This window comes from Burkholderia aenigmatica, assembly GCF_048627025.1.
Taxonomy (GTDB): domain Bacteria; phylum Pseudomonadota; class Gammaproteobacteria; order Burkholderiales; family Burkholderiaceae; genus Burkholderia; species Burkholderia aenigmatica.
Genome location: NZ_CP184468.1, coordinates 1,039,003 through 1,062,335 on the forward strand (window position 1 = coordinate 1,039,003; position 23,333 = coordinate 1,062,335).

The window sequence follows — 23,333 nt, forward strand, 5'->3', positions numbered from 1 at the left end:
GGTGGCGATTCCGTTCAGTGAGAGGCGTCGGACGGCGTGAAGCGCGCGAGGATCCGCAGATCGTCGCCGACCCGCTCGAACCCGTGGAACGACAACCGCGTGCGTGCCTCGAGGCTCGCCGGCGCCGCGAGATCGAACATGCCGGCCGCATCGGCGCCCAGCAGGCTTGGCGCGAGGTAGACGAGCAGTTCGTCGACGCACTGTTCGCGCAGCAGCGAGCCGTTCAGCTTGTGGCCCGCCTCGACGTGCAGTTCGTTGACGCCGCGCGCGCCGAGCGCCGCCAGCATCGCGGGCAGGTCGACCTTGCCGTGCGCATTCGCGAGCGGCACGATTTCCGCGCCGCGCGCCTTCAGCACGTTCGCGCGTACTTCACCGGCGGCGTCGAGCCGGCCGCAGAAGATCAGCAGCGGGGCGCCCTCGAGCAGTCGCGCGTCGAGCGGCAGGTCGAGGCGGCTGTCCACCAGGATGCGCTGCGGCTGGCGCGGCGTGTCGATGCCGCGCACGGTCAGCAGCGGGTTGTCTTCGCGCACGGTGCCGATGCCGGTGAGGATCGCACAGGCGCGCGCACGCCATGCGTGCCCGTCGAGGCGCGCGGCCTCGCCGGTGATCCACTGGCTTTCGCCGGACGGCAGCGCGGTGCGGCCGTCGAGCGAGGCGGCGGTCTTCATCCGTACCCACGGGCGGCCGCGTGTCATCCGCGACACGAAGCCGATGTTCAGCTCGCCGGCTTCGTGCGCGAGCAGCCCGCAGCGCACGTCGATGCCCGCGTCGCGCAGCATCCCGAGGCCGCGCCCCGATACCTGCGGGTTCGGGTCTTCCATTGCCGCGACGACCTTCGCGACGCGCGCGTCGATCAGCGCGTTCGCGCACGGCGGCGTGCGGCCGAAATGGCTGCACGGTTCGAGCGTGACATAGACGGTCGAGCCCGCGACGTCGTAGCCGCGCGCGCGTGCGTCCTTCAGCGCCTGCACCTCCGCGTGATCCTGGCCGGCCGGTTGCGTGAAGCCTTCGCCGATCACGTCGCCGTCCTTGACGATCACGCAACCGACACGCGGGTTCGGCGCCGTCGTATACATGCCGCGCGCGGCGAGCGCGAGCGCACGCTGCATGTGGGCGAAATCGATATCCGAGAACATGCGTGCGGACCCGGGTCAGGCAGCGAGTGCCGCGAATGCGCGGCGCGCGGCCGCGAGCGTCGCGTCGATCACCGCGTCGTCGTGCGTGCTCGACACGAAGCCGGCCTCGTACGCGGACGGCGCGAAATACACGCCTTCGTCGAGCATCAGGTGGAAGAAGCGGTTGAAGCGCTCGGTGTCGCTCTTCGTCACTTCCGCGAAGCTGGTCGGCACGCGTTCGGCGAAGTAGAGGCCGAACATCGCGCCGATCGAGTCGGCCGCGAACGGCACGCCGGCCGCGCGCGCTTCGGCCGCGAGGCCGTCGGCGAGGCGCTTCGTCTGCGCGGTGAGCGCATCGTAGAAGCCGGGCGCCTGGATCAGCTGCAGCGTCTTCAGGCCCGCGGCGACCGCGATCGGGTTGCCCGACAGCGTGCCGGCCTGGTAGACGCCGCCGAGCGGCGCGAGGTGGGCCATGATGTCGCGGCGGCCGCCGAACGCGGCAGCCGGCATCCCGCCGCCGATCACTTTGCCGAGGCAGGTGAGGTCGGCCGTGATCCCGTAGTAGGCCTGCGCGCCGCCGAGTGCGACGCGGAACCCGCACATCACTTCGTCGAAGATCAGCACGGCGCCGTGCTTCGTGCACAGCGCGCGCAGCGCGTTCAGGAATTCGGGCGTGCCACGCACGAGGTTCATGTTGCCCGCGACCGGCTCGACGATCACGGCGGCGATCTCGTCGCCGAACGCGCCGAACGCTTCTTCGAGCGCGGCGACGTTGTTGTATTCGAGGACGGTCGTGTGTTTCGCGATGTCGGCGGGCACGCCGGCCGACGTCGGGTTGCCGAACGTCAGCAGGCCGGAGCCGGCCTTCACGAGCAGGCTGTCCGCGTGGCCGTGGTAGCAGCCCTCGAACTTGACGATGCGGCTGCGGCCCGTGAAGCCGCGCGCGAGACGCAGCGCGCTCATCGTGGCCTCGGTGCCGCTCGACACCATCCGCACCTGCTCGATCGACGGCACGAGCTTGCAGATTTCCTCGGCGATCTCGATCTCGGCTTCGGTCGGCGCGCCGAACGAGAAGCCGTTGGCGAGCACGTTCTGCACGGCCGACAGGACTTCCGGATGGACGTGGCCGACGATCATCGGGCCCCAGGAGCCGATGTAGTCGATGTATTGCTTGCCGTCGGCATCCCAGAAATACGGGCCTTGCGCACGCGCGACGAAGCGCGGCGTGCCGCCGACCGAACGGAATGCGCGCACCGGCGAGTTGACGCCGCCGGGAATGGTCTTCTGGGCGCGTTCGAAGAGGATCTGATTGTTGGACATGGGCGAAACCTGCGAGAGAAGGGCGCGGGGGCCTGTGCACGGGCCGCGGCGCCTGGGCGGAACGATCGTCCGATTGTACCGGAGACGCGCGCGGCGGGCCCGCGGCGCGGTCTGCGGCCTTTCGGCGCGCGAAGGATCGCGCGGGCCGGGAAGGAAGGGGCGATTCGGCCCCGTTATCGATCCGGCAACGGCGGCGGCTTGCGCTTTCCGGTCAGCTCGGCCCAGCGCTTCTCGAGCGGGCCTTCGACCATCGGCTTGATCACCGTGCCGGAGCTCTGCGCATCCCAGGTCTGCACCGAATACGGATGGACACGCAGCGCGTCGCGTGCGATCACGACGTCCTGGTGCGCGTCGACCAGCCAGTCGTACACGAAGTCGATGCACAGCCGGTAGCCGCGTTTCGTCGCCGCATCGGGCACCTCGTACGGTGCGCGCGTCACGTAGCCGGAGCCGAACACGCCCTTGGGCTCCTTCGCGACGCGGTGCAGGAACACGCGGTCGCCCGGCAGGATGCCGCGCGCGAAGCCGCAGCCCCACACGTCATGCACGGCCTCGCCGGCCTTCACGCGCGCGGCGACGTCGGGCAGGTCGGGCCACGGCCATTTCTTGGGGCTCCAGATCAGCAGGAAAGCGGTCATCGGTTCGGTCGTGCGTCGAATTGGTCAGACGAGAGCGGCAAGGAGCTGCAAGCTTAATCGAATCCCCGTTCGCGATCCTGCGCGGCGGGCACCGCACCGCTGCTTTCAGGCCCGCCGCGCACGCGCACCGGCGGCACGTAAAAAAGTTGCGCGTACAATCATGGGCCTGAGCGCGCCGTTCGCGGCGCGGCCTCCCGTCTTCATCGCCACGCGTGCCCCGATGCGCGCGGGCTCCATTCCGGATACCCATGTCCCACGTCGTCCGGCGCCGGCCCGATGCCCGGCTGATCCTGTTGCTCGGTGCGCTCGCCGCCTGCGGGCCGATCGCTACCGACATGTACCTGCCGAGCCTGCCGTCGATCGCCGACGGCTTCTCCGTCAGCCCTGGCGCCGCGCAGCGCACGCTGACGAGCTTCATGGCCGGCTTCTCGGTCGGCATGCTGCTGTACGGCCCGCTGTCCGACACGTGGGGCCGCCGTCCCGTGCTGCTCGGCGGCATCGCGCTGTTCACGCTCGCAAGCATCGGCTGCTTCGTGTCGACGTCGATCGACATGCTGATCCTTGTGCGCTTCCTGCAGGCGCTCGGCGCCGGCGCGGCGTCGGTGCTGTCGCGCGCGATCGCGCGCGACGCGCACGAGCCGACCGACGCGGCGAAGGTGCTGTCGATGGTCGCGATCGTCACTGCGGTCGGGCCGTTGCTCGCGCCACTGATCGGCGGCCAGATCCTGCGTTTCTCGGGCTGGCGCGGCGTGTTCGTCGTGCTGGCCGTGTTCGGCGCGGTGTGCGCGGCGACCGCGTACCTGCGCGTGCCGGAAACCTGGCCGAAGGAGCGGCGCAAGAGCGCGGCCGTGCTCGCGTCGTTCGCGTCGTACGGGCGCATCCTGTCCGATCCCGTTGCATGGGGGCACATGCTGTGCGGCGGCATGGCGTTCGCGTCGATGTTCTCGTACATCACGGCGACGCCGTTCGTGTACATCGAGTATTTCCACGTGTCGCCGCAGCACTACGGGCTGCTGTTCGGCCTGAACGTCGTCGGCATCATGATCGGCAACTTCGCGAACACACGGCTCGTCGGCCGCATCGGCTCGCTGCGCATCATCGCGGCCGCGTCGCTCGTGAGCTGCATCGCATCGCTCGCGGTCGCGCTCGTCGCGCTGACGGGGTGGGGCGGGCTGTGGTCGATCGTCGTGTGCCTGTTCTTCGTCGTCGGCGTGGTCGGGATCCTGTCCGCGAACTGCACGACCGACCTCATGCATCGCTATCCGCACAACGCGGGCGCGTCGGCGGCCGTGTTCGGCGCGATGCAGCTGGCGCTCGGCGCGCTCGCGAGCGTTGCGATCGGCGCACTCGCGGACGGCACGCCGTTCGCGATGGGCGTGACGATCGGCATCTCGGGCGTGCTATGTTTCGCCGGCCGCTACCTCGTGCTGCGCTGGCACGGGCGGCCCGTCAAGGCGGGCGCCTGAGCCGCGGCCTGACGGCAGAATGAAAAACGCCACCGTGCGCGCTGCGCCGGTGGCGTTTTTGTTTCGAACGCGGGAAGCGGCGGCCGCCGCGCCGCGTCAGTCCCGCGCGACGTCCTTCGCCGCCGGCGATGCGCCGTGGCTCAGCCAGTCGAGCACGTCGGCCGTTTCGTCGTCGCTCGCGCGTGCCTTCGCCTGCGCGACGGCCTCGGGCAGTTCGCCGTTCGTCGACGCACGGCGGATCGCGACGCCGACCGCGAGGATGTCGATCATCAGCAGATGCAGGATCCGCGAGATCATCGACAGCTGCGACTCGCGCATCTCGATGTGGTCGGTTTCGAGTGCGACGGTCGCGCGCTTTGCGAGCGGCGTGTTGCTCGATGTGATCGCGATCACCTTCGCACCGGCCTGCATCGCGACGTCGAGCACGCGCAGCAGCTCGGGCGCGCGTCCCGACTTCGACACCGCGACGATCACGTCGCCCTTGCCGAGCAGCGCGGCCGACGCGGCCTGCATGTACAGGTCGCCGTACGCGATCGTCGGGATCCCGAAGCGGAAGAACTTGTAATGCGCGTCCTGCGCGACGATGTTCGAGTTGCCGAGACCGTAGAACTCGATGCGCCGTGCGCCGTTCAGGATCTCGATCGCGTTCTCGACGTGCTCGAAATTCAGGTGCTCGCGCAACTGCAGGATCGCCGACACCGTGTTGTCGAGCACCTTCGCGCCGAAGTCGGTAGCCGTGTCGCCGAGATGCACCTGGCTGTGGCTCATCGGGATCGTGCCGGTGAGGCCGGTGGCGAGCTTCAGCTTGAAGTCGGACAGCCCCTGGCAGCCGAGCGAGCGGCAGAAGCGGATCACGGTCGGCTGGCTTACGTCGGCCTTGCGCGCGATGTCGACGATCGGATCGTTGATGATCGAGCGCGGATGGTTCAGCGCGAGATCGGCCACGCGGCGCTCGGCCGGCGTCAGGGCGTCGCGCATCTGGCGGATCCGTTCGAACACGGCCGACGACGCGCCGCCCGAGCGGTTCGACAGCTGCTCCGCGAGGATCGCCGACACGCCGAGGAACGCCGGGTATTCGGCGGTGATCAGGTAGGTCGGGATGTTCTCGAGGTAGTGCGTGAAGCGGCCCTTCGCCTCGAAGCGCGCACGGAACGACGAGCGCGTGAACAGTTCGCCGAGCTTCAGCGCGACCCCGCCGCCGATGTACACGCCGCCAAGCGCGCCGAGCGTCAGCGCGACGCTGCCCGCGAACGCGCCGAGAATGCCGCAGAAGCATTCGACCGTCTCGAGCGCGAGGGCGTCGCCCGCATGCGCTCGCTCGACGATCTCGACCGTGTCGACGGTCGCGGCGACGCGCTTCTTGTCGCGCGCGGCGAGCGCGCGATAGATGATCTCCATGCCGGGGCCCGCGCACACGCGTTCAAACGACACGTGCGGAAACTTCTTGCGCGCGTACTGCAGCACCAGGTCCTCACGCTCGTCCTGCGGCGCGAACGACGCATGGCCGCCTTCGCTGCCGAGCGCGATCCAGCGGTCGTCGGCCGGAATCAGCCCCGACACGCCGAGCCCGGTGCCGGGCCCGAGCAGCCCGATCACGCTGTTCTGGCGGCGCGCGCCGCCGCCGATCTGCACGCGCTGCGCGTCGGTCAGGCCCGGCAGCGCCATGGCGAGCGCGGTGAAATCGTTGACGACGAGCAGCGTATCGAAGCCGAGCGCGCGGCGCGTCGCCTCGATCGAGAAGCTCCAGTCGTGGTTGGTCATCGTGACCTGATCGCCGTCGACCGGATTGGCGATCGCGATCGCCGCGTGATTCACGCGGCTGATCTTCACGTCCTTCAGGTATTTGCGGATCGCGTCGGTGAGCGTCGGATAGTCGGCGCCGGGATACACGCGGATCTGCGTGATGTCGCCCGGGCCGGTTTCCAGCGCGAAGCGCGCGTTGGTGCCGCCGACGTCCGCGAGCAGGCGCGGGCCGTCGGCATGCTGGCCCGCGACGGCCGCCTTACTTTGCGCACCAGTAGACATCGAGCTGGGTCCCCTTGTCGTTGGCCAGTTGGGAAATCGCGTTCTTCTGCAGCGATGCGGCTGCGGCGTCGAGCACCGCGCGCTTGGCGTTGCCCGCGATCAGCAGGAACAGCCGGTCGACGCGCTTGAGCGCATCGAGCGAGAAGCTCACGCGCGCATGCGGCGCGGCGCCGGGATGCACGGCGACGAAACGCTCGGGCGTCGTGATCGCGTGCTCCCATTCGGGCGCATCGGCGAAGATCGACGCGGTATGGCCGTCCTCGCCCATGCCGAGCACCGCGACGGTCGGCACGCGGTAATCGGCGTTCGCGTTCAGCGCGGCGACGTGCGCGTCGAGCGCGGCGCGCGTGTCGACGAGCGGCAGGAAGCGGGCCGGGGCGGCTGCATGCTGCAGCAGCGTGTCGCGCACGAGGTGCGCATTGCTGGCTGCGTCGTCCTCCGGCACCCAGCGGTCGTCGACCAGCGTCACGTCGACGCCGGCCCAGTCGAGCGCCGCGTGCGACAGCGTTTGCAGGAACGGGCGCGGGCTGGTGCCGCCGGACACCGCGAGCGTCGGGCGCGCGGGGCCGGCGAGCGCGGTGCGCAGCGCATCGCCGACGGCGCGCGCGAGCGCGTCGCTTTGCGCTTCCTGGGTGTCGAAAGCGTGGATCTCGATCACATCTCCTCCGGACTGCTTTGTCTGTTCAAATCGTACGAATCGTGGGGCACGTTGCCGCGTACGGTGGCGTGCGCGGCAACGGTTTGCATCAGTTCTCTTCTTCGAGCCAGCAGGTGTCGTGCTGCGCGAGCATCGCGCTCGCCGCGGCCGGCCCCCACGTGCCCGCCGCGTACGGCTTCGGCGGCTTCAGCGTGCGTGCCCATTCGTTCAGGATAGGCTCGACCCAGCGCCATGCGGCTTCCTGTTCGTCGCGGCGCACGAAGAGGGCGAGCCGGCCGTTGATCACGTCGAGCAGCAGGCGCTGGTACGCCTCCATCTGCCCTTCCTTGAAGAACTGGTCGAACGCAAGGTCGAGGTGCACGCTCGCGAGGTTCATCCCTTCGCCCGGCTGCTTCGCGAGGCAGTACAGGCGGATCGTCTCGTTCGGCTGCAGCCGGATCACGAGGCGGTTCGAGCCGGGACGCAGCGCGGTGGGCCCGAGCGCCGAGTGCGGCACCGGGCGGAAATTGACGACGATCTCCGCGACGCGATCGGCAAGACGCTTGCCGGTGCGCAGGAAGAACGGCACGCCGGCCCAGCGCCAGTTCTCGATCTCGACCTTCAGCGCGACGAAGGTTTCGGTCTGGCTGTCAGGCTTCACGCCCGGCTCGGTCGCGTAGGCCGGCACCTGCGCGCCCTTGATCACGCCCGCATGATACTGGCCGCGCACGGCCACCTTGCCGATGTCGCGCGGATCGACCGGCTTCAGCGCGCGCAGCACGCGCAGCTTCTCGTCGCGCACCGAATCCGAATCCATCGAGTGCGGCGGTTCCATCGCGACGATCGACAGCAGCTGCAGCAGGTGGTTCTGCACCATGTCGCGCAGCGCGCCCGTATTGTCGTAGAAATCGCCGCGCGCCTCGACGCCGAGCTCCTCGGCGATCGTGATCTGGATGCTCTCGACCCATTCGCGGCGCCACAGGGGCTCGAACAGCGCATTGCCGAAGCGCAGCGCGAGCAGGTTCTGCACGGGTTCCTTGCCGAGGTAGTGGTCGATCCGGTAGATCTGGCCTTCCGCGAAGATCTCGCCGACCGCGTCGTTGATCGCGTTCGACGACTTCAGGTCGTAGCCGAGCGGCTTCTCGAGCACGATGCGCGAGCCTTCGTTCAGGCCGACCGACGCGAGCGCCTTGCAGATCGGCACGAACAGCGACGGGCCGGTCGCAAGATAGAACACGCGGATGCCGGGCAGCGATGCCACCGCGTCGCGCAGCACGACGTAGTCTTCCGCGCGGCCGAGATCGAGGTGCACGTACTCGATGCGATCGAGGAAGGACTTCCACGCAGCTTCGTCGAACGCCTTGCCGGCGGCCTTGGCCGCGTGCGGCTTCACGTGGGTGTCGACCCAGTCGAGATAGGACGCCCGATCCGATTCATGACGCGCCACAGCGACGATCCGGCCGCTCTCCGCCAGCATGTTCGCACGGTGCGCTTCGAACAGCGCGGGCAGGATCTTGCGCATCGACAGATCGCCGGTGCCGCCGAAAAGTACGAAGGTAAAGCTGGAATCGGTATGCATGTGTCTCCGCCGGGTTGGGGTGCTGGGAAGCGATCCGTAGTGCGATAAAAATATTTTTGACACTGAATTGTAGTTTAACTACAATCCGCCGCAAGGGGTAGCACCTGGGTGAAGAAAAAAAGAAGTGCGGTCGATGAACTGCGCGAGCTTCGCCTTCGGGAACGCCTTGTGCCGAATGTTATCGGACATTGACGGCGCGCATCGTCAGCGCGACGTCGGCCCCGGGCTCGCGCCGCATCATCGCGGCGGGCCAGAAACACAAAGAGGAGACACGCCGTTGAATCTCGATTCACGCTTTCTGTAAGAGCCCGGCCGGTCATCGGCCCCGTACGCTGCATGCGTCCCGCGGCTCGATTTCCCCGTCGTTATCAAGAAGCCGGTTCCCCGTCGGGGAACCTCACGAGTTGATTCAGTCTGGAGGAGATAAGTAATGAAAGTTCGCTCGATCATGGGCGCGCTCTGCGCCGCAGGTCTGATGGCTGGCGCCGTGGCGGCGCAGGCAGCCGAGAACGTGACGGTGCTGCACTGGTGGACCTCGGGCGGCGAGTCGAAGGCCGTCGGCGTGCTGAAGGACGACGTGCAGAAGCAGGGCTACGTGTGGAAGGACTTCGCGGTCGCGGGCGGCGCGGGTGCCGCGGCGATGACCGCGCTGAAGACCAAGGTGATCAGCGGCGACGCACCGTCGGCCGCGCAGATCAAGGGCCCGCTGATCCAGGACTGGGCCGACCAGGGCGTGCTCGTCAACATCGATTCCGCTGCCGGCGACTGGAAGCAGAACCTGCCGCCGGAAATCGACAAGATCATCAAATACAAGGGCCATACCGTCGCGGCGCCGTTCTCGGTGCACCGCGTGAACTGGCTGTACATCAACAAGGCCGCGCTCGACAAGGTCGGCGCGAAGGTGCCGACCACCTGGCCTGAATTCTTCGCGGTGGCCGACAAGCTGAAGGCCGCGGGCATCCAGCCGGTCGCGATGGGCGGCCAGCCGTGGCAGGACCTGACGCTGTGGGAAGACGTCGTGCTGTCGCAGGGCCCGGCGTTCTACAAGAAGGCGCTGGTCGACCTCGACCAGGCGACGCTGACGTCGCCGCAGATGCTGTCCGTGTTCGACACGGTGCGCAAGATCCAGGGCTACTTCGATACCGGCCGTAACGGCCGCGACTGGAACCTCGCGACCGCGATGGTAATCAACGGCAAGGCCGGCATGCAGTTCATGGGCGACTGGGCGAAGGGCGAGTTCGAGAACGCCGGCAAGAAGTCGGGCAAGGACTACATCTGCGCACCGGTGCCGGGCACGGCGAATGCTTACACGTTCAACGTCGATTCGTTCGTGTTCTTCCAGCAGAAGGGCGACAAGGCGGCGACGCCGGGCCAGCTCGCGCTCGCGAAGACGATCATGACGCCGGACTTCCAGGAACAGTTCAGCCTGCTGAAGGGGTCGGTGCCGGTACGCCTCGGCGTGAAGATGGACAAGTTCGACGACTGCGCGAAGAAGTCGTATGCCGACGAGCAGACCGCGATCAAGTCGGGCGGCTTCGTGCCGTCGCTCGCGCACGGGATGGCGCAGAGCGATGCGACCGCCGGCGCGATTACGGACGTCGTGACGAAGTTCATGAACTCGCAGCAGGATTCGAAGAGCGCGGTCGCCGCGCTCGCGAAGGCCGCGAAGGTCAAGTAACGCGCGACAGGCGCCCGGCCGGAAGCGCTTCATCGGCCGGGCGTTTTTGCATGTGCAGCAAACGGGCTCGCCCGCGGGCTCGTGCCGTATCTGGCGCCGGCCCGGCCTGCGTCGCCCTCGTTCCAGGAGTCGAATCAAGTGGCTGCCCCTCTTAGCGGAAACGGATCCGGCGCTGCCGCCGCACGGCGTACGTCGCCGATGTCGGCCTTTGCCGATCGCTGGATCCCGAAGCTCGTGCTTGCGCCGAGCGTCGCGATCGCCGTGGTGTTCATCTACGGCTTCATCCTGATTACCGGCTATCTGTCGCTGACCAATTCGCGGCTGTTGCCGAACTACGAATTCGACGGCTTCGGCCGTTACTCGGACCTGTTCCAGAACGACGTGTGGTGGACCTCCGCCGCGAACCTCGGCTGGTTCGGGATTCCGTTCATCGTGGTCTGCGTCGCGCTCGGGCTGTTCCTCGCGATCCTGCTCGACCAGCGGATCCGCAACGAAGGCGCGCTGCGCGCGGTCTTCCTGTATCCGATGGCGCTGTCGTTCATCGTCACCGGCACCGCGTGGCAGTGGATCCTGAACCCGGGCCTCGGCCTCGAGAAGGTGATGCACGACTGGGGCTGGACGAGCTTCTCGTTCGGCTGGCTCGACGATCCGGACAAGGCGATCTTCTGCGTGGTGATCGCGGCCGTGTGGCAATCGACCGGCTTCGTGATGGCGCTGTTCCTCGCGGGGCTGCGCGGTGTCGATGCGGAGATCTTCAAGGCCGCGCAGGTGGACGGCGCGACGTTGCCGACCATCTACCGCAAGATCGTGATCCCGAGCATGCGCCCGGTGTTCTTCTCGGTGCTGCTGATCCTCTGCCACATCACGATCAAGACCTTCGACCTGGTCGTCGCGCTGACGGCGGGCGGCCCGGGCACGTCGTCGTCGCTGCCGGCCATGTTCATGTACACGTTTTCGTTCAACCGCGGCCAGCTCGGGCTCGGCGCGGCGTCCTCGGTGATGATGCTCGCGACCGTGGTCGCGGTGCTGGTGCCGCTGATGTATATGGAATCGAGGAGCACCCGCAATGCAGCCTAAGATGACGATCAGCCGGGCAGTGATCTATGCGGCACTGATCCTGTTCGCGCTGTATTTCATGTTCCCGATCTACGTGATGCTGTCGACGTCGTTCAAGGATCTCGACCAGTTGCGCACCGGCAACCTGCTGACGCCGCCCACCACGTGGACCATCGATCCGTGGGTGAAGGCCTGGAGCGGCGCGTGTACCGGCGTGCGTTGCGACGGCATGAAGCCGTTCTTCCTGAATTCGCTGCAGATGGTGATCCCGGCCGTGCTGATCTCGTCGCTGATCGGCGCGTTCAACGGCTACGTGCTCACGCACTGGCGCTTTCGCGGCGCCGACGCGCTGTTCACGATGATGCTGGTCGGCTGCTTCATCCCGTTCCAGGTGATCCTGCTGCCGATGGCACGCCTGCAGGGGATGCTCGGCCTCGCCAACACGATTCCGGGCCTCGTGTTCGTGCACGTTGTGTACGGCATCGCGTTCACGACGATGTTCTTCCGCAACTTCTACGTGAGCGTGCCGGCCGAACTCGTGAAGGCCGCGCGCATCGACGGCGCGGGCTTCTTCACGATCTTCACGAAGATCCTGCTGCCGGTGTCGCTGCCGATCTTCATGGTGTGCCTGATCTGGCAGTTCACGCAGATCTGGAACGACTTCCTGTTCGGGATCGTGTTCTCCGGCGTCGATTCGATGCCGATCACGGTTGCGCTGAACAACCTCGTCAACACGTCGACGGGCGTGAAGGAATACAACGTCGACATGGCCGGCGCGATCATCGCCGCGCTGCCGACGCTGCTCGTCTACATCGTCGCCGGCCGCTACTTCGTGCGCGGGCTGACGGCGGGCGCGGTGAAGGGGTAAGCGCGGCTTCATCCGATACGACGAACCGGCCGCGCCTCGCGCGCGGCGCATCGAAACGAACCCGACGCGGCGCCCGAGTGCGCCGCGCGAGACGAGACAGAGGATTCACAGCATGGCAAGCCTTTCCATCCGTGACGTGTACAAGACCTACCCGAACGGGGTGCCGGTCCTGAAGGGTGTCGACATCGAGATCGAGGACGGACAGTTCCTGATCCTGGTCGGCGGGTCGGGCTGCGGGAAGTCGACGCTGCTCAACATGATCGCCGGGCTCGAGACCGTGACGAGCGGCGAGATCTGCATCGACGGCAAGGTCGTCAACGACCTGTCGCCGAAGGATCGCGACATCGCGATGGTGTTCCAGTCGTACGCGCTGTATCCGTCGATGACGGTGCGCGAGAACATCTCGTTCGGCCTGAACATCCGCAAGGTGCCGAAGAGCGAGCAGCAGCAGATCGTCGACCGCGTGTCGCAGATGCTGCAGATCCAGCACCTGCTCGACCGCAAGCCGGGCCAGCTGTCGGGCGGCCAGCGCCAGCGCGTCGCGATGGGCCGTGCGCTCGCGCGCGATCCGTCGCTGTTCCTGTTCGACGAGCCGCTGTCGAACCTCGACGCGAAGCTGCGCATCGAGATGCGCGCGGAAATCAAGCTGCTGCACCAGCGCCTCGGCACGACGATCGTCTACGTGACGCACGACCAGATCGAGGCGATGACGCTCGGCGACCGGATCGCGGTGATGAAGGACGGCGTGGTCCAGCAGTTCGGCGCGCCGCAGGAGATCTACGATTCGCCGTCGAACCTGTTCGTCGCGGGTTTCATCGGCGCGCCGCCGATGAACTTCATCAACGGCAAGCTGGTCGAGCAGGGCAGCGGGATCGCGCTCGAGATCGACACGGGCGTCAAGCGCGGCGCGCTGAACCTGCCGTTCGACGCGGCGAAGCTGAAGTCGCACGTCGGCCGCGAGGTGATCCTCGGCCTGCGGCCGGAACGCATCACCGACGTGCGTCACGCGCACAACGGCGACGCGTCGCACCTGCAGCCGTTCGACGTGCGCGTCGACGTGACCGAGCCGACCGGGCCGGATACGCACGTGTTCGCGCAGGTCAACGGCAAGCGCATCGTGAGCCGCGTGCATCCGGCCGCGGACCCGCAGCCCGCCCAGACGCTGTCGCTGCTGTTCGACGTGTCGAAGGCCGTGCTGTTCGATCCGGCGTCGGAAGAGCGGATCGCGTAATGTTGCGTGAGCGCTGAATGAAGCAAAAAGGGGCCGTCTTCGGACGGCCCCTTTGTTTTGGCGCGACGGTCGATGCCGAAGCGGCAGTCAGTGCGGCAGCCGCACGTCGAACTTGAACGTCGCGAGTCGCGCGACGAGGATGAAGCCGGTCGCGAGCAGCACGCTGTAGACGGAATCGAACTGCAGCCACACGAGCAGCAGGTAGAACCAGCAGCCGACGAACGCGCAGGTCGCATACGGCCGCGAATCGCGCAGGATCAGCGGGATGTCGTTGCACAGCACGTCGCGGATGATCCCGCCGACCACGCCCGTGATCACGCCCATCATCACCGCGATGAAACGCGGCATCTCGGCGTCGAGCGCGATCGCCGTGCCCGAAATGCTGAAGATCCCGAGCCCGATCGCATCGGCGACGAGCAGCAATCGCTCGGCCGACAGCCGCGACAGCATCCGCAGCACGAACGGCGCGAACAATGCGAGCACGAAGATCACGATCACGTAGTCGTCGTGCACGACCCAGTAGAACGGCCGGCGCTCGAGCAGGATGTCGCGCAGCGTGCCGCCGCCGAACGCGGTGGCGAGCGCCACCACGAACGTGCCGACCGAGTCGAGACGGTTCTTGCGCGCCTCGATGAAACCCGAGATCGCAAAGGCCAGCGTGGCGATCGCCTCCAGTATCGCGATCGCGAGCGTCAGCCTAGGATGCGGCACGCGGCCCCCGGTCGCCCGGCGCCGCGAACGGCTGCAGCAGCACCAGCACCGCGCCGGCGCCGCCGTCGTTGCCGCGCGCCTCGCAGAACGCGATCACTTCTTCCTTCTGCACGAGCCACGCGCGCACCTTGCCTTTCAGCACGGGTTCCTTGCCGATCGAGCCGAGCCCCTTGCCGTGGATCACGCGCAGGCAGCGCAGCCCCTTCTTGCCGGCTTCGCGGATGAATTCGGCGAGTGCATCGCGCGCCTCGTCCCGCCGCATCCCGTGCAGGTCGATCTGCGCCTGCACGATCCACGCGCCGCTGCGCAGCTTGCGCACCACGTCGCGGCTGATGCCGGGGCGGTGGTAGTACAGCGAGTCGTCGCTGTCGAGCAGCGTCTCGGGATCGAATTCGTCGGACAACGTCGCGTTTAGCACGGCTTCCTCGTCGCGCTGCGTCTGCTTCGGCACCGGGTCCGGTGGCGTGCGGCCGGCCGCCGCGCGCGGCGGCGCATTGAGCGGCTGGATCGTGCCGATCTCGTTGCGGAACAGGTTCGCGTCCGCTTCCGCCTTGCGCTCGGCCTTGGCGGTTTCGACGCGGTTGCGCTCGCGGCGCTCGGTTTCGCCCTTCAGGTTCGCGCGTAGCGCGCCGAGGCCGGCGAGCCCCTGGCCGCGCAACGCGGCGGGATCGGGCGCGGGCGCCGGCGCGACGGGCGCGGGGTTCGCGGGACGGGCGGCGATCTGCCGCTTCGCGGGATCGCTCGGATGGGGCTGGTTCTTCGCCATGATTCGGTACGCAGGGCAGGCGCGTTCGGGCGCGCGGGCAAAAAAAAGCCGCTGCACGGCGGCAGCGGCTTGTCCGGCCAGACCCGCTTCGCGGCAGCGGACGCCATTGTAGCGCCCGGCGCGGCAGGTCTCGCGGCTTACTTCTTGTCGTGCAGGCTTTCGAGGTAGCGCTGCGCGTCGAGCGCGGCCATGCAGCCCGTGCCGGCGCTGGTGATCGCCTGGCGGTACACGTTGTCCTGCACGTCGCCCGCGGCGAACACGCCCGCGACGCTCGTCGACGTGGCGTTGCCGTGCAGGCCGCTCTTCGTCAGGATGTAGCCGTCCTTCATCTCGAGCTGGCCCTGGAACAGGTCCGTGTTCGGCTTGTGGCCGATCGCGACGAACACGCCCTGCACGGCGAGATCTTCCGTCGCGCCGGTCTTCACGTTCTTGATGCGCAGGCCCGTGACGCCCGAATCTTCGCCCGTCACTTCGTCGAGCACGTGATCCCACTTGATCACGACGGCGCCTTCCTTTTCCTTCTCCAGCAGGCGGTCGATCAGGATCGGTTCCGCGCGGAACTTGTCGCGGCGGTGGATCACCGTGACCTTCTTCGCGATGCCCGTCAGGTAGAGCGCTTCCTCGACGGCCGTGTTGCCGCCGCCGATCACGGCGACTTCCTGGCCGCGATAGAAGAAGCCGTCGCAGGTCGCGCAGGCCGACACGCCCTTGCCCATGAACAATTCTTCGGACGGCAGGCCGAGATACTGCGCGGACGCGCCGGTCGCGATGATCAGCGAGTCGCACGTGTATTCACCCGAGTCGCCGATCAGGCGGATCGGCTGCTCGTGCAGCTTCGCGGTGTGGATGTGATCGAAGATGATTTCGGTGTTGAAGCGCTCGGCGTGCTCGAGGAAGCGCGCCATCAGCTCCGGACCCTGCACGCCTTTCGCGTCAGCCGGCCAGTTTTCGACATCGGTCGTGGTCATCAGCTGGCCGCCCTGCGCGATGCCGGTGATCAGCACCGGGGACAGGTTGGCGCGTGCTGCGTAGACGGCAGCCGTGTAGCCGGCGGGGCCGGAACCGAGAATCAGGACTTTGGCGTGTTTGGGCGTGGACATGTGCGAATCCGTAAAAGGCGGCCGCGGCGGGCGGGGTGGGGCTCGCCGTACGATCCGGGTTGACCGGGATGCCGTCATAGATGGGTATCAGACGCGCATTATAAAGGCCCCGTTGCTGCGCTGCCGAACGAGAGTTTCAATCGAGGCGATAGTGTCGGGCGGCGCAACGGCCGCGCACGCGGGGCGGGCGGGGCGCGCGGCGACGCGTTGCCGCACGGGTGCGGCAGGGCGGGGCGCCGGCTCGGGGCGGCGCAGCAGCGGTGCCCGACGGCCGGCCGGACCAGGGTGAAAGGGCCGCTGCGGAGCGCGTCCGCGGGGCCGGCCGTACCCCGGCCCTCTTATGTAACCGTCATTTACACTTGGCGGCCCGGTGCAGCGTTTACAATAAGCGGGATCGAACGACAGGCGGGCGCACGGCCCGTCCTCTTTATACGGATTCATGGCAAAAGCTCCTTATTCCGCCCAGGCACAGGCGTTGCCGCACCGGATGTCGAAGCTCCTCACGGAGATCCGCTGGATTCTCCAGGTCGCGCTCTGCGCATTTCTGGTGATGGCCCTGCTGAGCTACAGCCGGCGCGATCCGAGCTGGACGCACGCCGCCCAGGTGGACCACATCTCGAACTGGGCCGGCCGCGTCGGCGCGTGGACGGCCGACATCATCCTGCTGCTGTTCGGCCTGTCGGCCTACTGGCTGATCGTGCCGCTCGCGCGGCGCATCGCCGTCAACTATCGCCGCATCACGCGCCACGAGGCGGTCACGGACGAACCCGAGCGGCCGATCGGCTGGCTCACCGAAATCCTCGCGTTCGTGCTCGTCGTGCTGGCCTGCGACGGCATCGAGGCGCTGCGCATGTGGTCGCTGAAGGTGCAGCTGCCGCGTGCGCCGGGCGGCGTCGTCGGCGAGGCCGTCGCGGGTGCGATGTCGCACGCGTTCGGCTTCACGGGCGGCACGCTGCTGCTGCTGATCGCGCTGGCGATCGGCCTGTCGCTGTATTTCCGCTTCTCGTGGCTGTCGGTCGCCGAGCGCGTCGGCGGCGCGATCCTGTCCGCCGTCAACGTCGCGAAGCTGCGCCGCGAGGCCGAGCGCGACCGCAAGCTCGGCGAGGCCGCGGCCGTGCGCCGCGAGGGCAAGGTCGAGGAGGAGCGCGTGCGCATCGAGGATCACGAGCCCGTGACGATCGTGCCGCCGGTCGTCACGCCGGTGAAGTCCGAGCGCGTCGAGCGCGAGCGCCAGGTGCCGCTCTTCACCGACCTGCCGGGCGATTCGACGCTGCCGGCGGTGTCGTTGCTCGATCCCGCGCCGAAGGCGCAGGAGGCGATTTCCGCCGATACGCTCGAATTCACGTCGCGCCTGATCGAGAAGAAGCTGAAGGACTTCGGCGTCGAGGCGAGCGTCGTCGCCGCGTATCCGGGCCCGGTCGTCACGCGCTACGAGATCGAACCGGCCACCGGCGTGAAGGGCAGCCAGATCGTCAACCTCGCGAAGGATCTCGCGCGTTCGCTGTCGCTCGTGTCGATCCGCGTCGTCGAGACGATCCCCGGCAAGAACTACATGGCGCTCGAACTGCCGAACCAGCGCCGCCAGACGGTGCACCTGTCCGAGATCATCGGCTCCGAAGTCTATGCGGCCGCATCGTCGGCGCTGACGCTGAGCCTCGGCAAGGACATCGGCGGCAAGCCGGTGTGCGCCGATCTCGGGAAGATGCCGCACCTGCTGGTCGCCGGCACGACCGGTTCGGGCAAGTCGGTCGGGATCAACGCGATGATCCTGTCGCTGCTGTATAAAGCGACCGCCGACCAGGTACGCCTGATCCTGATCGATCCGAAGATGCTCGAAATGAGCGTCTACGAAGGCATTCCGCACCTGCTGTGCCCGGTCGTCACCGACATGCGCCAGGCCGGCCACGCGCTGAACTGGACGGTCGCGGAGATGGAGCGCCGCTACAAGCTGATGAGCAAGCTCGGCGTGCGCAACCTGGCCGGCTACAACAACAAGATCGACGAGGCCGCGAAGCGCGAAGAGAAGCTGCCGAATCCGTTCAGCCTGACGCCGGAAGATCCGGAGCCGCTTGGCCGCCTGCCGAACATCGTCGTCGTGATCGACGAGCTGGCCGACCTGATGATGGTCGTCGGCAAGAAGGTCGAGGAACTGATCGCGCGGATTGCGCAGAAGGCGCGCGCGGCCGGCATCCACCTGATCCTTGCCACGCAGCGTCCGTCGGTCGACGTGATCACCGGCCTCATCAAGGCCAACGTGCCGACCCGGATCGCGTTCCAGGTGTCGTCGAAGATCGACTCGCGCACGATTCTCGACCAGATGGGCGCCGAATCGCTGCTCGGGATGGGCGACATGCTGTACCTGGCGCCGGGCACCGGGCTGCCGGTGCGGGTGCACGGCGCGTTCGTCGCGGATGACGAAGTGCATCGCGTCGTCGAGAAGCTCAAGGAGCAGGGCGAGCCGAACTACGTCGAGGGCCTGCTCGAAGGCGGCACCGCCGACGGCGACGAGGGCTCGGCCGGCGCGGGAACCGGCGAAGGCGGCGACGAGTCTGATCCGCTGTACGACCAGGCGGTCGAGATCGTCATCAAGAACCGCCGCGCGTCGATCTCGCTCGTGCAGCGCCACCTGCGGATCGGCTATAACCGCGCGGCGCGGCTGCTCGAGCAGATGGAGCAGTCGGGGCTCGTGTCGGCGATGTCGTCGAGTGGCAACCGCGAAATTCTTGTGCCGGCGCGCGACGCGGAATGAGTCCGCGGCGCTCGCAGCGCCGGCCACCCAGGGAGAAAACCGCAATATGCAGCAACATTCGTTCGCAATGTCCCTTCGTTCGACGCGGCGCTGGCTCGGCGCGGCGCTCGCCGGCGCATCGCTGATGCTCGCGGCGACGCACGCGTTCGCGGGCGGCACCGAGCAACTGAAGGCGTTCGTGTCGCAGGTGCGTTCGGCGAAGGGCGACTTCACGCAACAGATCGTCAAGGCACCGTCGAAGGGCGCGAGCGCCGTGCAGGCCGTGCCGAAGCCCACCGACAATTCGAGCGGCACGTTCGTGTTCGCGCGCCCGGGCAAGTTCATCTGGACGTACCAGAAGCCGTACCAGCAGGTGCTGCAGGCCGACGGCGAGAAGCTCTACGTGTACGACCGCGACCTGAACCAGGTCACCGAGCGCAAGCTGAACGGCGCGCTGGGCGCGAGCCCGGCCGCGATCCTGTTCGGCAGCAACGATCTCGAGAAGAACTACACGCTGCGCGATGCCGGCGAGAAGGGCGGCATCGAGTGGCTCGAGATGCTGCCGAAGGCGCAGGACACGCAGTTCCAGCGGATCGGCATCGGCTTCAAGAACGGCACGCTCGCCGCGATGGAGCTGCACGACGTGTTCGGCAACGTCACGCTGCTGACGTTTACGAACATCCAGACCAATCCGCCGCTGAAGGGCGATACGTTCAAGTTCGTCGTGCCGAAGGGCGCGGACGTGATTACCGGCTGACCGGCGCCGCGCGCCGCGCTCCCGCAACGGGCCTGCCGGCGACGGCAGGCCCGTTTTGTTTCCGGGCGCGGGCACCAGGCGCGGGCACCGGATACGGGCACCAGGCGCGGCGGGGCTTTCGCGCGGCTGTCATAATGTCGGGTCCGGCGGCCGCGTTCGGCCGCTACCGTTTGAAGTGGAGCGAGGGTTCATGTCCGACCTGTTTCAAGTCGAGCCGCGCCGGCCGCTCGCCGAGTCGCTGCGGCCGAAGACGCTCGCCGAGGTGATCGGCCAGACGCATTTGCTGGGCGAAGGCAAGCCGCTGCGGCTCGCGTTCGAATCGGGCAAGCCGCATTCGATGATCCTGTGGGGGCCGCCCGGCGTCGGCAAGACGACGCTCGCGCGGCTCACCGCGCTCGCGTTCGACTGCGAGTTCATCGCGCTGTCGGCGGTGCTCGGCGGCGTGAAGGACATCCGCGAGTCGATGGAGCAGGCGAAGGACACGCTGAACCGCACCGGCCGCCACACGATCCTGTTCGTCGACGAAATCCACCGCTTCAACAAGGGCCAGCAGGACGCGTTGCTGCCGTTCGTCGAGTCGGGGCTCGTGACCTTCATCGGCGCGACGACCGAGAACCCGAGCTTCGAGGTCAATTCGGCACTGCTGTCGCGTGCGCAGGTGTACGTGCTGAAGTCGCTGAACGACGACGAGATGCGCCAGTTGCTGAAGCGCGCACAGGAAATCGCGCTCGACGGCCTTGCGTTCGACGACAAGGCGATCGATACGCTGGTCGGCTATGCGGACGGCGATGCGCGGCGCTTCCTGAACCTGCTCGAGCAGGCGCAGACGGCCGCCACGTCGGCCGGCGTTGCGACGATCGATGCCGAGTTCGTCAGCAGCGCGATGACGCTGAACGCGCGGCGCTTCGACAAGGGCGGCGACAACTTCTACGACCAGATCTCGGCGCTGCACAAGTCGGTGCGCGGTTCGAGCCCGGACGGCGCGCTGTACTGGTTCTGCCGGATGATCGATGGCGGCGCGGATCCGAAGTATCTCGCGCGGCGGATCGTGCGGATGGCGTGGGAAGACATCGGCCTCGCCGATCCGCGCGCGCTGCAGATGGCGAACGACGCGGCCGAAACCTACGAGCGGCTCGGCTCGCCGGAAGGCGAACTCGCGCTCGGGCAGGCGGTGATCTATCTCGCGTGCGCAGCGAAGAGCAACGCGGGCTACAACGCGTTCAACCAGGCGATGGCGTTCGTGAAGCAGGACAAGTCGCGCGAGGTGCCCGTGCATCTGCGCAACGCGCCGACCAAGCTGATGAAGGAACTCGGCTACGGTCATGCCTACCGTTACGCGCACGACGAGCCGAATGCGTATGCGGCCGGCGAGACGTACCTGCCGGACGGGATACGCGAACCGCGCTGGTACAAGCCGGTGCCGCGCGGGCTCGAATCGAAGATCGCCGACAAGCTCGCGTGGCTGCGCGAACTCGACCGCGAGGCCGGCAAGAAGGACTGAGGGGCGCGTGCGGCCCGGTGAGGCCGGCGCCGCCGAGAGTGTGTCAGCGCTTGCGAGCCGGTTGTTTCTTCCAGTAGCCGAACGGCTCCTGATGGCACTCGATGTCGAGTTCGGTGACGCGGGCGTGCAGGCTCTGCTGCGCATCGGCGATCGCGAGGTTGTAGATCGCGGGCGCGATTTCCTCGACGAAGAAGTGCAGCAGTGCGCCGGCCTGGATATTGCCGATCGGCTCGTCCATGTTTTCCGTGAAATAGCGTTGCAGCGACGCGATCGCGCGGTCGCGTACGTCCTTGTCCAGTTCGATGGCCATCGGGTTCCTTGAGTAGCTGTGACGGGTGGCGGGTGCCTCGCTCGATGCACTGCGGCAGGCGCACACGGATGTTTCGCGATCCGCCGCGCGTCGATGCCGCGCGATTCGGCGGGTGCCGACGGGCGGACCGGCAATGCGATACTGCCATGGCCGCCGCACCCCGGTCATCGCCCGTTTGCAGCATTGTCCGTCCGGCCAGTGCCGTGGCGGCCCCGCGGTGCGTTAGAATTCCCGTCTTACACAACGATTCTCCAAGTCCTCCCATGCTCGACATCCAGTTGCTGCGCAAAGACCTCGACGGCGTCGCCCAGCGCCTCGCCGATCGCGGCTACACCCTCGACATCGCCGCGTTCTCCGCCCTCGAAGCGGAACGCCGCGCGATCCAGACCCGCACCGAAGAGCTCCAGGCGCGCCGTAACAGCCTGTCGAAGCAGATCGGCGCGATGAAGGGGAAGGGCGAGGACACGTCGGCCGTGATGGCCGAGGTCGGCGGGATCGGCGACGAAATGAAGGCGGGAGAAGCCAAGCTCGGCGAAATCCAGGCGCGGCTGTCCGACCTGATGCTGGGCATGCCGAACATCGCGCACGAAAGCGTGCCGGTCGGCAAGGACGAAGCCGACAACGTCGAAGTGCGCCGCTGGGGCACGCCGCGCCAGTTCGATTTCGAGGTGAAGGATCACGTGGACGTCGGCACGCCGCTCGGCCTCGATTTCGAGACCGGCGCGAAGCTCGCCGGCGCGCGCTTCACGATGCTGCGCGGCTCGATCGCGCGCCTGCACCGCGCGCTTGCGCAGTTCATGATCGATACGCACACGCTGCAGCACGGCTATACCGAAACGTATACGCCGTACATCGTGAACCCCGAGATCCTGTACGGCACGGGCCAGCTGCCGAAGTTCGCGGACGACATGTTCCGCGTCGAGAAGGGCGGCGAGGAGAACAAGGTCACGCAATACCTGATCTCCACGTCGGAAATCTCGTTGACGAACACCGTGCGCGAGTCGATCGTCGATGCATCCGCACTGCCGATCAAGCTGACCGCGCATTCCCCGTGCTTCCGCTCGGAAGCCGGTTCGTACGGCCGCGACACGCGCGGGATGATCCGCCAGCACCAGTTCGACAAGGTCGAGATGGTGCAGGTCGTCGCGCCGGAAGCGTCGTACGCGGCGCTCGACGAGATGGTCGGCCATGCGGAAGCGATCCTGCAGAAGCTCGGCCTGCCGTACCGCGTGATCACGCTGTGCACGGGCGACATGGGCTTCTCGGCCGCGAAGACGTTCGACCTCGAGGTGTGGCTGCCTGCGCAGAACACCTACCGCGAGATCTCGAGCTGCTCGAACACCGAAGCGTTCCAGGCGCGCCGGATGCAGGCGCGTTTCCGCAACGCGCAGGGCAAGCCCGAGCTCGTGCATACGCTGAACGGTTCGGGTCTCGCCGTCGGCCGTACGCTCGTCGCGGTGCTGGAGAACTACCAGAACGCGGACGGCTCGGTCACGGTGCCGGACGTGCTGCGTCCGTACATGGGTGGCATCGAGCGCATCGACGCGCCCGTGAAGGCGTCGTAAGATCGCGCGCCTGCAAGCCCTTGATGCTCTCGTAAAAATATTTGCAAAAAGGGCTTGTGGGTTTCGAAGAGATCGTTCTATAATCTTTTCTTTCGCGGAAACGACCAACCGCGAAATGCAGTAAGGAAGGAGAGGTGGCAGAGTGGTCGAATGTACCTGACTCGAAATCAGGCGTACGGTTTCCCCGTACCGTGGGTTCGAATCCCACCCTCTCCGCCAAAATACGAAGCCCCTTGATCCGGAAGGATCAAGGGGTTTTTCGTTTTGGGCCCGCGACGCGTG

Annotated in this window: 19 protein-coding genes and 1 tRNA gene; 10 read left to right on the forward strand and 10 right to left on the reverse strand. The window is 67.3% G+C overall.

Annotated elements, in window-relative coordinates; all coding sequences use genetic code 11:
• Positions 1–14: 14 nt before the first annotated feature.
• From ribD to ACN8ZM_RS04905, 3 genes are all read right to left on the reverse strand, one after another.
• Positions 15–1,136, reverse strand: coding sequence for a bifunctional diaminohydroxyphosphoribosylaminopyrimidine deaminase/5-amino-6-(5-phosphoribosylamino)uracil reductase RibD (gene ribD / locus ACN8ZM_RS04895; RefSeq protein ID WP_043181709.1), 1,122 nt, complete (start codon positions 1,134–1,136; stop codon positions 15–17).
• Between the two features lie 15 nt (positions 1,137–1,151).
• Positions 1,152–2,435: a glutamate-1-semialdehyde 2,1-aminomutase gene (gene hemL / locus ACN8ZM_RS04900; protein ID WP_420210692.1), complete on the reverse strand. Its 1,284-nt coding sequence runs from the start codon at positions 2,433–2,435 to the stop codon at positions 1,152–1,154.
• Positions 2,436–2,608: 173 nt separating this feature from the next.
• On the reverse strand, positions 2,609–3,073 hold the full coding sequence (locus tag ACN8ZM_RS04905; RefSeq protein WP_089430736.1) for a hypothetical protein: 465 nt from the start codon (positions 3,071–3,073) through the stop codon (positions 2,609–2,611).
• A 248-nt stretch (positions 3,074–3,321) separates the two neighbouring features.
• Here ACN8ZM_RS04905 and ACN8ZM_RS04910 point away from each other — a divergent pair, with 248 nt between their 5' ends.
• Positions 3,322–4,539 carry a Bcr/CflA family multidrug efflux MFS transporter gene (locus ACN8ZM_RS04910; protein ID WP_043181712.1) on the forward strand — a complete coding sequence of 406 codons (1,218 nt, stop codon included), beginning with the start codon at positions 3,322–3,324 and terminating at the stop codon, positions 4,537–4,539.
• A 96-nt stretch (positions 4,540–4,635) separates the two neighbouring features.
• Here the strand turns inward: ACN8ZM_RS04910 and ACN8ZM_RS04915 are convergent, their stop codons facing one another.
• From ACN8ZM_RS04915 to zwf, 3 genes are all read right to left on the reverse strand, one after another.
• Positions 4,636–6,564: a bifunctional transcriptional regulator/glucokinase gene (locus tag ACN8ZM_RS04915; RefSeq protein ID WP_043181714.1), complete on the reverse strand. Its 1,929-nt coding sequence runs from the start codon at positions 6,562–6,564 to the stop codon at positions 4,636–4,638.
• Complete coding sequence (pgl, locus tag ACN8ZM_RS04920) at positions 6,542–7,222, reverse strand: 6-phosphogluconolactonase (protein ID WP_089450089.1); 681 nt, start codon at positions 7,220–7,222, stop codon at positions 6,542–6,544. The genes ACN8ZM_RS04915 and pgl overlap by 23 nt, the downstream gene beginning before the upstream one ends.
• An 88-nt stretch (positions 7,223–7,310) precedes the next feature.
• Positions 7,311–8,780, reverse strand: coding sequence for a glucose-6-phosphate dehydrogenase (gene zwf, locus ACN8ZM_RS04925; protein ID WP_043181717.1), 1,470 nt, complete (start codon positions 8,778–8,780; stop codon positions 7,311–7,313).
• Positions 8,781–9,210: 430 nt separating this feature from the next.
• On the opposite strand from zwf, the gene ACN8ZM_RS04930 reads away from it, so the two are divergent.
• The 4 genes from ACN8ZM_RS04930 (at position 9,211) to ACN8ZM_RS04945 (ending at position 13,613) form a co-directional block, all read left to right on the forward strand.
• Positions 9,211–10,458 carry an ABC transporter substrate-binding protein gene (locus ACN8ZM_RS04930; RefSeq protein ID WP_043181719.1) on the forward strand — a complete coding sequence of 416 codons (1,248 nt, stop codon included), beginning with the start codon at positions 9,211–9,213 and terminating at the stop codon, positions 10,456–10,458.
• A 138-nt stretch (positions 10,459–10,596) separates the two neighbouring features.
• Positions 10,597–11,535 carry a carbohydrate ABC transporter permease gene (locus ACN8ZM_RS04935; protein WP_043181720.1) on the forward strand — a complete coding sequence of 313 codons (939 nt, stop codon included), beginning with the start codon at positions 10,597–10,599 and terminating at the stop codon, positions 11,533–11,535.
• Positions 11,525–12,382: a carbohydrate ABC transporter permease gene (locus ACN8ZM_RS04940; protein ID WP_420210693.1), complete on the forward strand. Its 858-nt coding sequence runs from the start codon at positions 11,525–11,527 to the stop codon at positions 12,380–12,382. Before ACN8ZM_RS04935 ends, ACN8ZM_RS04940 begins: the two co-directional genes overlap by 11 nt.
• 112 nt (positions 12,383–12,494) lie before the next feature.
• Positions 12,495–13,613 (forward strand): ABC transporter ATP-binding protein, encoded by a 1,119-nt coding sequence (locus tag ACN8ZM_RS04945; protein ID WP_043181723.1) that lies wholly within the window; start codon positions 12,495–12,497, stop codon positions 13,611–13,613.
• 87 nt (positions 13,614–13,700) lie between these two features.
• On the opposite strand, the gene ACN8ZM_RS04950 is transcribed toward ACN8ZM_RS04945, so the two are convergent.
• From ACN8ZM_RS04950 to trxB, 3 genes are all read right to left on the reverse strand, one after another.
• On the reverse strand, positions 13,701–14,324 hold the full coding sequence (locus tag ACN8ZM_RS04950; protein ID WP_043183085.1) for a trimeric intracellular cation channel family protein: 624 nt from the start codon (positions 14,322–14,324) through the stop codon (positions 13,701–13,703).
• The gene (locus ACN8ZM_RS04955; protein WP_420210694.1) at positions 14,311–15,090 is read right to left on the reverse strand and encodes a Smr/MutS family protein; all 780 of its coding nucleotides are present in this window, start codon (positions 15,088–15,090) and stop codon (positions 14,311–14,313) included. The genes ACN8ZM_RS04950 and ACN8ZM_RS04955 overlap by 14 nt, the downstream gene beginning before the upstream one ends.
• A 137-nt stretch (positions 15,091–15,227) precedes the next feature.
• Positions 15,228–16,190 carry a thioredoxin-disulfide reductase gene (gene trxB / locus ACN8ZM_RS04960; protein WP_041492769.1) on the reverse strand — a complete coding sequence of 321 codons (963 nt, stop codon included), beginning with the start codon at positions 16,188–16,190 and terminating at the stop codon, positions 15,228–15,230.
• A 439-nt stretch (positions 16,191–16,629) separates the two neighbouring features.
• Between trxB and ACN8ZM_RS04965 the strand changes: the two genes are divergently transcribed.
• From ACN8ZM_RS04965 to ACN8ZM_RS04975, 3 genes are all read left to right on the forward strand, one after another.
• Positions 16,630–18,939 (forward strand): DNA translocase FtsK, encoded by a 2,310-nt coding sequence (locus ACN8ZM_RS04965; protein WP_043181729.1) that lies wholly within the window; start codon positions 16,630–16,632, stop codon positions 18,937–18,939.
• A gap of 46 nt (positions 18,940–18,985) precedes the next feature.
• Positions 18,986–19,675: an outer membrane lipoprotein chaperone LolA gene (gene lolA / locus ACN8ZM_RS04970; protein WP_043181732.1), complete on the forward strand. Its 690-nt coding sequence runs from the start codon at positions 18,986–18,988 to the stop codon at positions 19,673–19,675.
• Positions 19,676–19,865: 190 nt separating this feature from the next.
• Positions 19,866–21,176, forward strand: a complete 1,311-nt coding sequence (locus tag ACN8ZM_RS04975; protein ID WP_043181735.1) for a replication-associated recombination protein A — start codon at positions 19,866–19,868, stop codon at positions 21,174–21,176.
• A gap of 43 nt (positions 21,177–21,219) precedes the next feature.
• On the opposite strand, the gene ACN8ZM_RS04980 is transcribed toward ACN8ZM_RS04975, so the two are convergent.
• Positions 21,220–21,486: a DUF2164 domain-containing protein gene (locus tag ACN8ZM_RS04980; protein ID WP_011351259.1), complete on the reverse strand. Its 267-nt coding sequence runs from the start codon at positions 21,484–21,486 to the stop codon at positions 21,220–21,222.
• A gap of 263 nt (positions 21,487–21,749) precedes the next feature.
• On the opposite strand from ACN8ZM_RS04980, the gene serS reads away from it, so the two are divergent.
• Positions 21,750–23,051 carry a serine--tRNA ligase gene (gene serS, locus ACN8ZM_RS04985; RefSeq protein ID WP_043181736.1) on the forward strand — a complete coding sequence of 434 codons (1,302 nt, stop codon included), beginning with the start codon at positions 21,750–21,752 and terminating at the stop codon, positions 23,049–23,051.
• A gap of 128 nt (positions 23,052–23,179) precedes the next feature.
• A tRNA-Ser gene (locus ACN8ZM_RS04990) sits at positions 23,180–23,270 on the forward strand.
• Positions 23,271–23,333 lie beyond the last annotated feature (63 nt).